At 72.9% G+C, this 13,012-nt stretch carries 10 protein-coding genes and 2 pseudogenes; 11 read left to right on the forward strand and 1 reads right to left on the reverse strand.

Annotated features, from left to right (window positions below):
• Positions 1-84 precede the first annotated feature (84 nt).
• The 3 genes and pseudogenes from ACTYVM_RS30350 to ACTYVM_RS30360 all read left to right on the forward strand — a co-directional run.
• Positions 85-1,329, forward strand: a pseudogene (locus ACTYVM_RS30350) (hypothetical protein); the annotation flags it as partial.
• Between the two features lie 636 nt (positions 1,330-1,965).
• Positions 1,966-2,289, forward strand: a complete 324-nt coding sequence (locus ACTYVM_RS30355) for a hypothetical protein (RefSeq protein ID WP_445529032.1) — start codon at positions 1,966-1,968, stop codon at positions 2,287-2,289.
• A gap of 149 nt (positions 2,290-2,438) precedes the next feature.
• On the forward strand, positions 2,439-2,594 hold the full coding sequence (locus ACTYVM_RS30360; protein WP_445529033.1) for a hypothetical protein: 156 nt from the start codon (positions 2,439-2,441) through the stop codon (positions 2,592-2,594).
• Between the two features lie 56 nt (positions 2,595-2,650).
• On the opposite strand, the gene chsH3 is transcribed toward ACTYVM_RS30360, so the two are convergent.
• Positions 2,651-3,508, reverse strand: coding sequence for an enoyl-CoA hydratase ChsH3 (gene chsH3 / locus ACTYVM_RS30365; protein ID WP_445529034.1), 858 nt, complete (start codon positions 3,506-3,508; stop codon positions 2,651-2,653).
• Between the two features lie 196 nt (positions 3,509-3,704).
• Here chsH3 and ACTYVM_RS30370 point away from each other — a divergent pair, with 196 nt between their 5' ends.
• The 8 genes and pseudogenes from ACTYVM_RS30370 (at position 3,705) to ACTYVM_RS30405 (ending at position 12,693) form a co-directional block, all read left to right on the forward strand.
• The gene (locus ACTYVM_RS30370; protein WP_445529035.1) at positions 3,705-4,643 is read left to right on the forward strand and encodes an ABC transporter ATP-binding protein; all 939 of its coding nucleotides are present in this window, start codon (positions 3,705-3,707) and stop codon (positions 4,641-4,643) included.
• 8 nt (positions 4,644-4,651) lie between these two features.
• The gene (locus tag ACTYVM_RS30375; protein ID WP_445529043.1) at positions 4,652-5,371 is read left to right on the forward strand and encodes an ABC transporter permease; all 720 of its coding nucleotides are present in this window, start codon (positions 4,652-4,654) and stop codon (positions 5,369-5,371) included.
• Between the two features lie 45 nt (positions 5,372-5,416).
• On the forward strand, positions 5,417-6,745 hold the full coding sequence (locus tag ACTYVM_RS30380; protein ID WP_445529036.1) for a sensor histidine kinase: 1,329 nt from the start codon (positions 5,417-5,419) through the stop codon (positions 6,743-6,745).
• A 58-nt stretch (positions 6,746-6,803) separates the two neighbouring features.
• Positions 6,804-7,436, forward strand: a complete 633-nt coding sequence (locus ACTYVM_RS30385; RefSeq protein WP_445529044.1) for a response regulator — start codon at positions 6,804-6,806, stop codon at positions 7,434-7,436.
• A gap of 248 nt (positions 7,437-7,684) precedes the next feature.
• Entirely contained in the window at positions 7,685-9,424 is a 1,740-nt protein-coding gene (locus ACTYVM_RS30390) for an MFS transporter (protein WP_445529037.1), read from the forward strand.
• Between the two features lie 157 nt (positions 9,425-9,581).
• Positions 9,582-10,229: a class I SAM-dependent methyltransferase gene (locus ACTYVM_RS30395; protein ID WP_445529038.1), complete on the forward strand. Its 648-nt coding sequence runs from the start codon at positions 9,582-9,584 to the stop codon at positions 10,227-10,229.
• Between the two features lie 233 nt (positions 10,230-10,462).
• Positions 10,463-11,032 (forward strand): annotated as a pseudogene (locus ACTYVM_RS30400) (ADP-ribosylglycohydrolase family protein); the annotation flags it as partial.
• A gap of 209 nt (positions 11,033-11,241) precedes the next feature.
• Positions 11,242-12,693, forward strand: a complete 1,452-nt coding sequence (locus ACTYVM_RS30405; RefSeq protein WP_445529045.1) for an amidase — start codon at positions 11,242-11,244, stop codon at positions 12,691-12,693.
• Positions 12,694-13,012: the final 319 nt, after the last annotated feature.

Below are 13,012 nucleotides of genomic sequence, written 5' to 3' on the forward strand. Positions count from 1 at the left end.
CCACCCGTATGTGTGAAGCAGCCGCCCGCCGGTCCGTCCTGTGTGCGGAGGAAAACTACCGTCCTGGCAGGAGGTGACCGAAGAATGACAGCCTGCATTGTCGAGACTTCGGCGGCCGGCGAGGACGACGGTACCCCGCGGGCGGGCTGCACGATCACGGTGGACGGCGCCTACGCCGCCCGGCTCGCTCGCGGCGGCGACTCCTGGTACCCGGAGCGCTGGACGCTGGACGGCCCCGAGCCGTACGCGGTGCCGCTGCCCGGCAACCAGCCCGAGGAGCCCGGCACGGAGGTGCTGCCGATGGGCGACGGCCGGGTGCTGATCCGGCGGCTGGTGGCCGGCCGGCACACCTTCTCGCTGCTGTACCCGACCGGCCCGGGCACCGGTGAGCTGCCGCTCGGCGCCATCGAGTGCCCGGAGGGCACCGGGCTGCGACTGCTGCCCCCGGCGCCCGGCGGCGAGCGGGCCTACGCGCTCGCCGTGGGCCGGCGGTCCTCGGCGGTGTGGCTGGTGGTGGGCGGCGGCTTCGGGCCCGAGCACCTGGCCGAGGTGCCGGGTCGCTGCTCGGGCGGGGTCTGGCTGGACCGCGCCGGGCGGATGCTGGCCCTGGACCAGGAGACGGGCGGGCGCACCAAGGCGGTCGTGGTGGACCTGGAGGGCGGCGGCGAGACGTCGCCGCTGCTCCAGATCGCCGCCGGAAGCGACGACCGGCTGCTGCTCGCCGACCTCGACAGCGGACTGCTGCTGATCCGCTCGGACGCCCCCTCGCCCGGGCGGCAGCGGCTGGGCTGGGGCGTGCTGGGCAGCACGCAGCCGGTGCGCTTCCCGGAGTGCCTGCGGCTGCCGGACTGCGCGGTGACGCCGTTCGCGATCCAGCCGGGGCAGGTCCTCACCCCCGAGCAGTGCGGGGTGGCGCTGCGGTGCGACGGCGCGTCCGGCAGCTGGGTGGCCGTGTGGCAGCCCGCCGAGCGTCAGGTACGTCATCTTCGGGCACCCGAGGGGTGGCTGGCCGGGTCCGGACTGTGGACCGACGACGGCGTACTCCGTCTGCCCTACGCCACGAGCGCGGTGCCGTGCGGTGTGGCGCGGTGGACGTCTCCCACAAGGCAGTCACCCCCGGCGCCGGAACCGGGTGGGGCCCGCACCCCGACCCCCACCCCACCCGACACGCCGGGCCTGCCCCCGGCCCCCGCCCCACGCCCCGGACCATCCACGGCGTCCGCGCCGCGATCCGAGCTCGGACCACCCGCCGCATCCACGCCGCGATCCGAGCCCGAACCACCCGCCGCATCCGGACCGCGAGCCGACGCCGGACCGCATCCCGCACCCCCGGCCGTACCCCCCACCGGGCCCGACCCCGCACACCACACCGGCCCCCAAGTCCCTCGCGAAGCCGAAGCCGCCCCGCGCCGGCACCTCACCCCGGGAACCAGAACGCACGCGACCCTCGGCACCACCCCCCTCATCGGGCGCGAAACCGGCCCCCGCCCCGCGTCCGAAGCACCCGCGCACGTCCCACCCGAAGCCGCAACGCCCCCCGGCTCCGCACCGGAACCCGGTTCTCCGCCCCCGCTCGGCCCCCGCCCCACCCCCCGTCCCGTTCCGCTCCAACAGGCACCGTTCCTACGATCGGAGCGGAAGTAGGGAGGCTGGTGGTCCTCGGATCCGGCCTTCGGAGCCTCCAGTTGGCTCGACCCGGGCCTGACTACCGTGGAGACTCACCCGAAGTGGCACCTCCGCCCCCTCGATGGGCAGCCGAGAGGCCACGGCTGGATCGGGCCCTCGGGAGGTGGCGGTGTGACGGAGAAGAGGCGGACAGGCACGTTGCTCTTCTGTGAACGGAGGCGTCTGCCTCGCCCTGTCGACATCCCTCTGTCCGTGTTCCTGGCTGCCTGCGCGGCAAGCACCCCGTTTCTGTGGGCCCAGTCGGCGCAGATCGTTCCCCGCCTCCTGGTCGTGACCTGCATGGGCCTCGTGCCTGTGCTGATGCTGTCGATGCACAGCACGCTCCGGATCGACGACGAGAAGATCGTCCTGTCCCTGTTTCCGGTGTGGAGGAGAACCATCGAGGTCACCGACGTGGTCGCCGTCCAGCCCCGTCGGATTCAGGCTCGCGACATGCAGGGCCTGGGACTTCGCATGACCACGGACGGCACGCTCGGGTTGGTCATGCGGGGACACGACGCCGTGGAGATCACGGTGTCCGACGGCAAGCGCTACGTGCTCGGCACCGCCCGCCGCGCCGAACTCCTGCGCGTGCTCGCGGCGAAGTGCAGGGGCCGTCGCTGACGCAGCGGACGGCGCGTACTCCAACCCCTGGGGCGGCTTGTAACGAAGTAGTGCCAGTCGGCGTGGCCGCCTGGATTCGACCCGAGGTGTGCCGGTTAGACTCGCCCGGCTGCACGAAAGATCATTGTTGACGGGGTGAATTTCTTCCGATGAGCGACGCCAGCACGAACCAGCCGTCCGCCGCCGACGTCGAAGAGTCCGCGGCTCACGGCAAGCACCGGGGTCCGGTTTCGATCGGCGACGGTGAGACCGCACCCAGCGGCCGCCACCGCAGGCCCGCGGAGCAGAACGAATCGGCGGCCTGACGGCACGTCGAACGCCGCGGCCCCGCCCGTCAGCTGACGGGCGGGGCCGTTTCGTGTCAGGCGTGGCCGACGACCGTGCCGGTCAGCACCGGCGCGTCCCCCCGCTCGACGGCGCTCACCGTCACCAGGACCCCGCCGTCCCCCCGCCACATGCGGATGCGCAGGGTCTCCCCCGGGTACACCACCCCGGCGAAGCGCGTGCCGTAGGACCGTACGCGGGCCACGTCACCGCCGAGCAGCGTGTCGACGACCACCTTGAGGGTCATGCCGTAGGTGCACAGCCCGTGCAGGATGGGCCGGTCGAAGCCGGCGCGCCCGGCGAACTCCGGGTCGGCGTGCAGCGGGTTGCGGTCGCCGCTCAGGCGGTAGAGCAGGGCCTGGTCCTCGCGGACCGTCCGCTCGACGACCCGGTCCGGCTCGCCGGCCGGCGCCACGGGGCGGGCGGAGGGACCGCGGGCGCCGCCCCAGCCGCCCTCACCCCGGACGAAGATCTCCGCCTCGTCGGTCCACAGCGGGCCGTCGCCGTCACCGACCTGGGTGCGCATGACCAGGACGGCCGCCGTGCCCTTGTCGTACACGGCGGCGATACGGCTGGTGGCGGTGGCGGTACCCGCCGCCGGGAGGGGGCGGTGCACGGTCAGTGACTGGCCGCCGTGCAGGACACGGGCGAGGTCGACGTCGACGCCGGGCATGGACAGGCCTCTGATCACACCGGGCGGGCCGCCGCCGGCGACGGTGGCGAAGCTCGGCAGGACGTGCAGCCGGGTCTCCAGGGTGTAGCGCAGTTCACCGGGGTCGGTGGCGGGCAGGCCCGCGCCGATGCCGAGGTGGTAGAGCAGGACGTCCCCGTGGCTCCAGGAGATCTCACCGGTACGGGGTTCGGCCGCGAGGGCCTGGGCTGCGTCGATGGGCATGGGTCTCCGGAATCAGAATCTCCTGGCGCTCCCCTGTATAGCCCAGCGCCCTTCGGCTGTGAAGGAATCCGGCAGTCCGGCACGAGGCACGAGACGCGAGACGCGAGGCACATCCGCCGGCCGTGACATTTGTCCTGCCGGAGTCCGTACAAGCGCATCTGCCCCGCCCGGCAGGGGAGTTCGTAGCGTCGTAGACATGACACAGGTCGTAGACATGACACACACGGAACGTGCCGTGTCCTTCACACGGGCGGTCAAGGCCTTCGGCGCCGTACGCGCGGTCGACGGCGTCGACCTGACCATCGAGCGGGGCGAGACGGTGGCCCTGCTCGGCCTGAACGGCGCCGGCAAGTCGACGGCGATCTCGCTGCTGCTCGGCCTGCACGCGCCCGACGCGGGCAGAGTCGAACTGTTCGGCGGGCCGCCGGAGCGGGCGGTGCGCGCGGGCCGGGTCGGGGCCATGCTCCAGGAGGCACGGGCGGTGCCCCGGGTCACCGTCCGCGAGCTGGTGGCCTTCGTGGCCGGCCGCTACCCGGCGCCGCTGTCCGTCGCCCGCGCGCTGGAACTGGCCGGGATCGCGCACCTGGCCGGACGGCGGGTGGACCGGCTGTCCGGCGGCCAGACGCAGCGGGTCCGGTTCGCGGTCGCGGTGGCCGGCAACCCCGCGCTGCTGGTGCTGGACGAGCCGACGGCGGCCCTGGACGTGGAGGCGCGCCACGCCTTCTGGGACGCGATGGGGACCTACGCGCGCGGTGGTCGCACGGTGCTGTTCTCCACGCACTACCTGGAGGAGGCCGACGCCCACGCCGACCGGATCCTCGTCCTGGACCACGGCCGGCTCGTCGCCGACGGCACCGGCGAGGAACTGCGGCGCGCGGCGGGCGGCGGCCTGGTCGCCTTCGACCTGGCCGGGCGGGGCGCCGAGGGCCTGGACCTCCTGCCCGGCGTGCGGTCCCTCGAGGTGCGCGGGGACCGGGCGCGGCTGCGCACCGACGACCCGGACGCGACCGTGATCGCCCTGGCCGGACTGGGTGCCGTGCGCGGTCTTGAGGTCGCACCGGCGTCGCTGGACGACGCGTTCCTCGCCCTGACGGGCGCGCGGGCGGCCACGGAGCGAGAGCGGGAGGCGGCGTGATGCGCGACATACTGGACTACCTGCGCCTCGAGGTGCGCCGCGCCCTGCGCGACCTGGGCTTCGTGATCGGCGGGATCGCGATGCCGGTGATGATGTACCTGCTGTTCACCAACCTCGGCGACGGCGCCGACCGGGGCTGGCGGACCGCCTCCATGGTCGGCATGGCCGCCTACGGCGCGGTCGGCTCGGCCCTCAACACCGGCGGCGGGGTCGCCGAGGACCGTACGGTCGGCTGGCTGCGGCAGCTGAGGGTGACCCCGATGACGCCGCGCCAGGTCGTCGCCGGGCGGGCGCTGACCGCCTCGGTGACCGTGCTGCCCGCGATCTGCGCGGTACTGCTGGCGGGCGGCCTGCTCAACGGCGTACGGCTGGCGGCGTGGCAGTGGGTGTCGACGGCGCTGCTGCTGTGGCTCGGCTCGATCCCGTTCACCCTGCTCGGGCTGGGCAACGGCTACAAGCTGACCGCGCAGACCACCGGCGTGGTCAACATGGTGTGCAATCTGGGGTTCGCGGTGCTCGGCGGCCTGTGGTTCCCCGTGGAGCTGTTCCCGCGCTGGCTGCGCGCCCTGTCCGGGTACACGCCCACGCGCGGGATCGCCGAACTCGGAATCTCGGTCACCGAGGGGACCGCCCCGGCGGCGGGTGCCATCCTCGTACTGGCGGCCTGGCTGTCGCTGTTCGGTTCGTACGCTGTGCTGTCCTACCGCCGCCATGCCGGCGAGGCCTGATCGGGGGAACGGAACATGAGCTGGTCACACAGGATCTCCTGCCGCATGGAAAACGGGATGGGGCGCCGAGGCGGGCTGGAGTCCGAGCACCCGGGGCCGCCGCCCAACGGCTTCTCCCTGCTGCCCTGGCTGCTGATGGGGATGGGCGCCTTCTCCAACCTCTTCCAGGGCGAGACGCCCAACCCGTGGATCGGCGCCCTGGGCCTGCTGGCCTTCAACTCGCTCTACGTCTATGTGGTGTTCCGCGCCTTCCACCAGCAGACGCGCACGGCCCGCTCCACCCGCCTCGCGCTGCTGCTGCTGTTCCTGGTGACGTGCGGTCTGGCCGTCGGGTACGGCGGCACCTGGCTGCTGTTCCTGCCGCTGTTCGGCCTGGCGGCGGGCGCGTCCCTGCGCGGGCCGTCGCTCGGCCGGTTCGGCGTCGGACTGGGCGTGTTCGCGGGGGTCGTCGCCGGGCTGCACGAGGGCTGGAACGGGATCAACATCGGCTACGGCACGTTCCTGTCGACGGTGGTGACGGCGGTGATCCTCAGCCTGTCCGACGCCGTACGGGAACTGCGCGCCGCCCGTGAGGAGCTGGCCCGTCGGGCCGTGGAGGAGGAGCGGCTGCGCTTCTCCCGGGACCTGCACGACCTGCTCGGCCACACGCTGTCGGTGATCGTGGTGAAGTCGGAGGCGGCCCGACGGCTGGCGGCCCGCGACATGGGGGCGGCCCTCACGCAGATCACCGACATCGAGTCCGTCGGGCGGCAGGCGCTCACCGAGATCCGCGAGGCGGTCACCGGCTACCGCGAGGGCGGCCTCGGCGCGGAACTGGACCGGGCCCGCTCGGCGCTGACCGCCGCCGGCATCGAGCCCGTCGTACGCCGCTCGGGCCCTCCGCTGACGCCGGACGCGGAGGCGCTGCTGGGCTGGGTGGTGCGCGAGGCGGTCACCAACGCCGTACGGCACAGCGGCGCGAGCCGCTGCGAGATCACCGTCACCGGCACGGCCGGGCGGGCGCGTCTGACAGTCGTCGACGACGGGGACGGCACCTCCAGGGGGCGGACCGGCGTCAGGGTCCCGGGGCAGCTCCAGGACTCGGACCCGACCGAGAATCCGGGACCGACCGGGGATCCGGGACCGACCGGGGATCCGGGACCGGCTGCGGTGGGCGGCACCGGTCTGAAGGGGCTGACCGAACGCCTCGCGGCGGCGGGCGGCTCGCTGCGGGCCGCCCCCTCGTCCCACGGCGGTTTCACGGTGACGGCCGAAGTCCCCGTGGACAGCGAGGAGCCCGTGAACAGCGGGGAGCCGGTGGACAGCCGGAAGCCGGTGGAGACCGGGAAGCCGGTGGACAGCGGCCGCGCCCGGCTCGGCTCCGCGTCGAGGTAACTGCCCCGAGTGCCCGCGCCCGCGGGGCGCGAGTCCATAGCCTTGGTCCGTGAACGAGATGCCCGGGGACCGCCGGCCCGCCAAGTCCATCCGCCTCCTGCTCGCGGAGGACCAGCAGATGATGCGGGGCGCGCTCGCCCTGCTGCTCGGCATGGAGGACGACATGGAGGTCGTCGCCCAGGTCGCGGCGGGCGACGCCGTCGTGGACGCCGCGCTGACCCACCGCCCCGACGTGGCGCTGCTGGACATCGAACTGCCCGGGATGAGCGGTCTGGACGCCGCCGCCGAGTTGCGCGAGCAGGCTCCCGGCTGCCGGGTGCTGATCCTGACCACCTTCGGCCGGCCCGGTTATCTGCGCCGCGCCATGGAGGCCGGGGCCGGGGGCTTCCTGGTCAAGGACGGGCCGGTGGAGGAACTGGCGGCCGCGATCCGTCGGGTGCTCACCGGGGAGACGGTGGTCGACCCGGTACTCGCCGCGGCCGCCCTCAGCGCGGGCCCCAGTCCGCTCACCGCCCGCGAGTGCGACGTGCTGAGGGCCTCCGCCGACGGGGCGACGGTCGCCGACGTCGCCGCGAGGCTGCACCTGTCGGAGTCCACCGTCCGCAACTACCTGTCCGCCGCGATCGGCAAGACCGGCACCCGCAACCGCACGGAGGCCGTACGGGAGGCCCGCCGCCAGGGATGGCTGTGACCACCGGGCCGACCGCGGCCGCCGGCACGACCGCGACCACCGGACAGCCACAACCGCCGGACCGCCGCCACCCCCACTCCCCAGGTCCGCACGCGTCCTGACAGGCGTTCAGATCCTCACGGAACGGTCAAGAATTCGTTAGTACGCCAAAGCATCGGAATAGTTGCCTGGGTCTACGGGGTTCACCCGGCGCCCGTTCCGCACGGATGACCGCCTGTTCCCCCCTCACGGCCCGGAGGCCCCACTCGATGACGCTCACGACGACCGGACGGCCCGAACGGAGCGCGAGCGGGACCGTCGTCCCGGTGCTCGCCTTCGCGGGAATCGCAGTCGCGGTGATGCAGACCCTGCTCGTCCCGGTCATCAAGGACCTGCCGCAGCTCCTTGACACCTCGCCCAGCGACGCCACCTGGGTTCTGACCTCGACCCTCCTGTCCGGCGCGGTGGCCACGCCGATCATGGGCCGCCTCGGCGACCTGTACGGCAAGCGCCGCATGCTGATCGCCAGCCTCGCCGTGATGGTGGTCGGCGCGCTGGTCAGCGCGTTCACCTCCGCCCTTGTGCCCATGATCGTGGGCCGCACGCTCCAGGGCTTCGCGATGGGCGCGATCCCGCTCGGCATCGGCCTGATGCGGGACATGCTGCCGCGCGAGCGGCTCGGCTCCGCCATGGCGCTGATGAGTTCCTCGATCGGCGTCGGCGGCGGTCTCGCCCTGCCCGCCGCGGCCATGGTCGCCCAGCACGCCGACTGGCACACCCTCTTCTACGGCGCCGCCGGTCTCGGCGCCCTCGCGATCGGCCTCACCCTCCTCGTCGTACCGGAGTCGCCGGCGCGCGCCGAGGGCTCCTTCGACCTGCCGGGCGCGCTGGGCCTGTCCGGCGGCCTGGTCCTGCTCCTGCTGCCCGTCACCAAGGGCAGCGACTGGGGCTGGTCGTCGCCCACCACGCTCGGCCTGTTCGCGGCGGCCGTCGCCGTCCTGCTGCTGTGGGGCCTGATGGAGCTGCGGATCGCGGCCCCGCTGGTCGACCTGCGCACCACCGCCCGCCGCGAGGTGCTGCTGACCAACCTGGCCTCGATCATGGTCGGCGTCAGCTTCTACGTCGTCTCCCTCGTCCTGCCCCAGCTGCTCCAGCTGCCCACCGCCACCGGTTACGGGCTCGGGCAGTCGATGGTCGTCGCCGGTCTGTGCGTGGCCCCGCTGGGCCTGACCATGATGTTCACCGCGCCGGTCTACGCCCGTCTGTCCACCCGCTACGGCCCGAAGGTCACCCTGATCATCGGACTGCTGGTCATCGCGGTCGGGTACGCCGCCGGCCTCGGCCTGATGAACGCGGCCTGGCAGACCGTCGTCGTCTCGGTGGTCCTGGGCGCGGGCATCGGACTGGCGTACTCCTCGCTGCCCGCGCTGATCGTCGGCGCGGTCCCGGCCTCCGAGACGGGCGCGGCCAACGGTCTCAACACCCTGATGCGGTCCATCGGCACCTCCGTGTCCAGCGCCGTGATCGGCATGGTGCTCGCCAACACCGCGCACCACAGCGGCGGCGTCGCGATACCCACCCTGCACGGTTTCCGCGTCTCCTTCCTGATCGCCACGGCCGCCGTCGTCGTGGGCCTGGTGCTGGCCCTGTGCCTGCCCAAGCCGAACCTCCCGACGGGACTGCGGCTGCGCGCGAGCAGCGAGGAGGACGCCAACCTGGCGAGGGCCGAGGCGGTCCTGCGCGGTTTCCGCGGCCGGGTCCTGGACGCCGGCGGCGCCCCGGTCGCCCGCGCCAAGGTCACGCTGATCGACCGGCGCGGCCGCCAGGCGGGCGCCACGCTCTCCGCGGAGGACGGCAGCTACGCCCTCGCGGTCCCGTCCCAGGGCCCGTACGTCCTGGCCGCCCGCGCCGCCGGACACGGCCCGCACGCCAGCGCGGCGGCCCACCACGGCGAGGACCGCCCCGTCGACCTGGACCTGTCCCTGCCGGGCGAGTCGGTCACCGCCTGACCTCCGCGCGACGTACGCCTGACACGCACGCCACCGCACCCCCTGTCGCCCCGCGACCGGGGGTGCGGCACCATGGCGGCCTGAACGGACGCACGACACGTACGCCCGAGACGACCGATCGAGACGACCGATCACGACGCACGACCGGAAGGACCCCATGCCCGCGGCACCCGAGCCAGAGATCCTCGCCGCGTTCGAGGCAGCGAAGGGGTTCATGCCCACCGACGAGGGGCTGGCACTGTACGCGGCGGCCGTGACGGCCGGGCGGCTCGGGCTGCCGCTGCTTGAGGTCGGCACGTACTGCGGGCGCTCGACGATCCTGCTCGCCGACGCGGCCCGGCGGGCCGGGGTCACCGCGCTCACCGTGGACCACCACCGCGGCAGCGAGGAGCAGCAGCCCGGCTGGGAGTACCACGACCCGGAGACGGTCGACCCCGAGATCGGGCTGATGGACACGCTCCCGACGTTCCGCAGGACCCTGCACCGGGCGGGTCTTGAGGACCACGTCGTGGCACTCGTCGGCCGCTCACCGCAGATCGCCGCCCTGTGGAACACCGCGCTCGGCCTGGTCTTCGTCGACGGCGGCCACACCGACGAGCACGCCGGCGCCGACTACGAGGGATGGGCGCCGCACCTGGCCGAGGGCGGGCTGCTGGTCATCCACGACGTGTTCCCGGACCCGGTGGACGAGTTCACCGGACAGGCCCCGTACCGCGTCTACCTCCGGGCCCTGGAATCGGGCGAGTTCACCGAACTGCCGTCGACCGGATCACTACGCGTCCTGCGCCGAACGGAAGCCGCATGAGCCATGGTCGCCGCAGTTCCTCCAGGCACTGACAGACGCGGGCACGATCCACGGCTACCTAGCCCTGCGCTCCGCCTGCTCTGAGGGGGCGCCGTCGCATCGCCCCCGGCCGCGAAGAGTCAGCACGCGACCAGCCCGGGGGACCCCGACGCGACCGGTGGTCCCGCAGGCGCGGTTCTCCACACGATGAAACCAGTGGCCTGCATGGGTCGGGATTGGCAGGATGCCCGGCAATGGCCTCCCGCTCGTACTCCTTCGACAGTTCTCCGATCGATCCCATCGCCACCGCCCGCGACGCCTTGAACGGCCTGGCCGTCGGCGACGCCTTCGGAGCCCAGTTCTTCGTCCCCGACAACCTCCCCGCTCTGCGTGCCCGGCAACTGCCTGACGCGCCCTGGCCGTGGACCGACGACACGGAGATGGCCTGCTCCCTCCACCAACTCGCCGTGCGGCGAGGTGAGGTGGACCAGGATGAACTCGCCCGTTGCTTCGCCGAACGGCACGACTTCGACCGCGGCTACGGTCCCGCGATGAACCGCCTGCTGCGCCTGGTCCGCCAGGGCAACAACTGGCGCGAACTCGCGGCCGGGCTGTTCGACGGGCAGGGCTCCTGGGGCAACGGTGCGGCGATGCGCGTCGCCCCTCTCGGCGCCCGCTACCCGGGCGACCCGGAACACGCGGCCCGGCAGGCTGCCCTGTCCGCCGAGGTGACCCACACCCACCCCGAGGCCGTCGCCGGGGCCGTCGCGGTCGCCGTCGCCGCCAGCCGCGCGATCGTCGCCTCCCGCGTCGGTACCGAGGGCATCCCCGCCCCCTGGCGCAACCGCACGGAGCCCCTGCCCGCTTGGCTGCACGGACACCACTCCTAGACCAACGGCTGGTCCAGACGCCGCGCGCGGTGCACTACGACGATCGGGTCGAGGACCGTCAGGCAGATGAGTACGGGGAGATCCACCCCGTTGTGCGAAATGGCATTTCGTGCCCTTTTCCGCAGGCCCATACGGTCGCATTCATGGAGTGGAATTTTCCGACGGCCGAACAACTCGCGGCTGCCTTGCGTGCCGGTGAAGTGACCTCGGCGGAACTGACCGACGAGGCGATCGCCCGTATGGAACGCGACGACGAGGCGATCAACGCTATCTGTGTGCCGGACTTCGACCGTGCGCGGGCCGCCGCGCGCGATGCCGACCGGGCGCGTGCCCGCGGTGAGGACCGGCCGCTGCTGGGCATTCCGGTGACGGTCAAGGAGTCGTACGACATTGCGGGGCTGCCCACGACCTGGGGTCTGCCGCAGCACCGGAACTTCGTGCCGGCAAAGGACGCGGTGCAGGTGTCGCGGCTCAGGGCCGCGGGCGCGGTGGTGCTCGGCAAGACCAATGTGCCCATCGGGCTGCAGGACATACAGACCTTCAACGAGATCTACGGCACCACCAACAACCCGTGGGACCACCGTCGTACGTCGGGCGGATCCTCCGGCGGCTCGGCGGCGGCCCTCGCGTCCGGATTCGGCGCGCTGTCCATCGGCTCCGACCTCGCCGGTTCATTGCGCACCCCCGCGCATTTCTGCGGCATTTACGCGCACAAGCCGACACTCGGGCTGGCAGCGAGCCGCGGCATGGTCCCGCCGCCCGGGCCGGCCCTGCCGGTCGAGCACGACCTCGCCGTCGTCGGTCCGATGGCGCGCACCGCTCGCGACCTCACGCTCCTGCTCGACGTCATGGCCGGGCCGGACCCGCTGACGCTCGGTGTGGCGTACCACCTGACGCTGCCGCCCGCGCGCCACGAACGGCTCCGCGACTTCCGGGTCCTGGTCCTCGACGAGCATCCGCTCATTCCGACCGGGTCCGCCGTGCGGGCGGGCGTGGGCCGGGTGGCCGACGCGCTTGTCGACGCCGGTGCTCGCGTCGAGCGGGACAGTCCGCTGCTGCCCGATCTGGCCGAAGCCGCGGTGCTCTACACGAAGTTCCTGTTCTCGGGCTCCGTCGCACGCTTTCCCGTCGAAGCGTACGAGCAACTGCGGGCCCGCGCCGCCGGACTGAGCGCGGACGACCAGAGTCTCGATGCGACGCGGCTGCGCGGCATGGTGCTCAGCCACCGCGACTGGATCGAGGCGAACAGCTTTCACGAGCTCCACCGCCATGGCTGGCGGCAGTTCTTCACCGAGTTCGACGCCGTGGTGTGTCCCATCACGCCCACTCCCGCGTTCCCGCACGACCACAACCCCGACCTGATGGAACGTCGGATCGACATCGACGGCGTCGAGTACCCGTACTTCGACCAGCTGGTCTGGGCCGGTCTGGCCACCCTGCCCGGTCTACCCGCCACCGCTGTACCAGCGGGCCGATCGCCCGAGGGTCTGCCGGTGGGAGTGCAGCTCATCGGTCCGATGTTCGAGGACCGCACCCCGCTGCGGCTGGCCGAACTGCTCGAGCAGAAGATCGGCGGCTTCCAGGCACCGAAGTAGGGAGTACTACCTGGGTGTCCGTCGAGGGCGGGGTGCGGATCACGCCCAGCTGCTGCCTCCGCACCGTAGGTGCAGGTCGATGTGGAGATCAGCGGAATCGACGGACGGCGCCGGCCGGCCACGACCGACGCCCACCGCGCCGGTGGCTTCCACCGGCCCGCCAGGGGCCCTATGGACTCCATGGACGGCCGCTAGGTCCTGTCGTCAAACTCCCGTCGTCCGCCCGGAGGGCGGGCCTCGCGGCGTCAGGTGCGTGCTCTGGGGGTCCCCCCTGCTCGAAGAGCTTGGGGGAGTGCCGGGCCCTGGCCCTCGTACTGGA

This window comes from Streptomyces cyslabdanicus (assembly GCF_052663305.1).

Excerpts from the sequence above, each read along its gene's own strand:
- ACTYVM_RS30405 (WP_445529045.1), top strand. The coding sequence starts at position 11,242 with ATGGAGTGGAATTTTCCGACGGCCGAACAACTCGCGGCTGCCTTGCGT.
- ACTYVM_RS30385 (WP_445529044.1), top strand. The coding sequence starts at position 6,804 with ATGCCCGGGGACCGCCGGCCCGCCAAGTCCATCCGCCTCCTGCTCGCG.
- ACTYVM_RS30360 (WP_445529033.1), top strand. The coding sequence starts at position 2,439 with ATGAGCGACGCCAGCACGAACCAGCCGTCCGCCGCCGACGTCGAAGAG.
- ACTYVM_RS30380 (WP_445529036.1), top strand. The coding sequence starts at position 5,417 with ATGGAAAACGGGATGGGGCGCCGAGGCGGGCTGGAGTCCGAGCACCCG.
- chsH3 (WP_445529034.1), bottom strand. The coding sequence starts at position 3,508 with ATGCCCATCGACGCAGCCCAGGCCCTCGCGGCCGAACCCCGTACCGGT.
- ACTYVM_RS30355 (WP_445529032.1), top strand. The coding sequence starts at position 1,966 with ATGGGCCTCGTGCCTGTGCTGATGCTGTCGATGCACAGCACGCTCCGG.
- ACTYVM_RS30390 (WP_445529037.1), top strand. The coding sequence starts at position 7,685 with ATGACGCTCACGACGACCGGACGGCCCGAACGGAGCGCGAGCGGGACC.
- ACTYVM_RS30370 (WP_445529035.1), top strand. The coding sequence starts at position 3,705 with ATGACACAGGTCGTAGACATGACACACACGGAACGTGCCGTGTCCTTC.
- ACTYVM_RS30395 (WP_445529038.1), top strand. The coding sequence starts at position 9,582 with ATGCCCGCGGCACCCGAGCCAGAGATCCTCGCCGCGTTCGAGGCAGCG.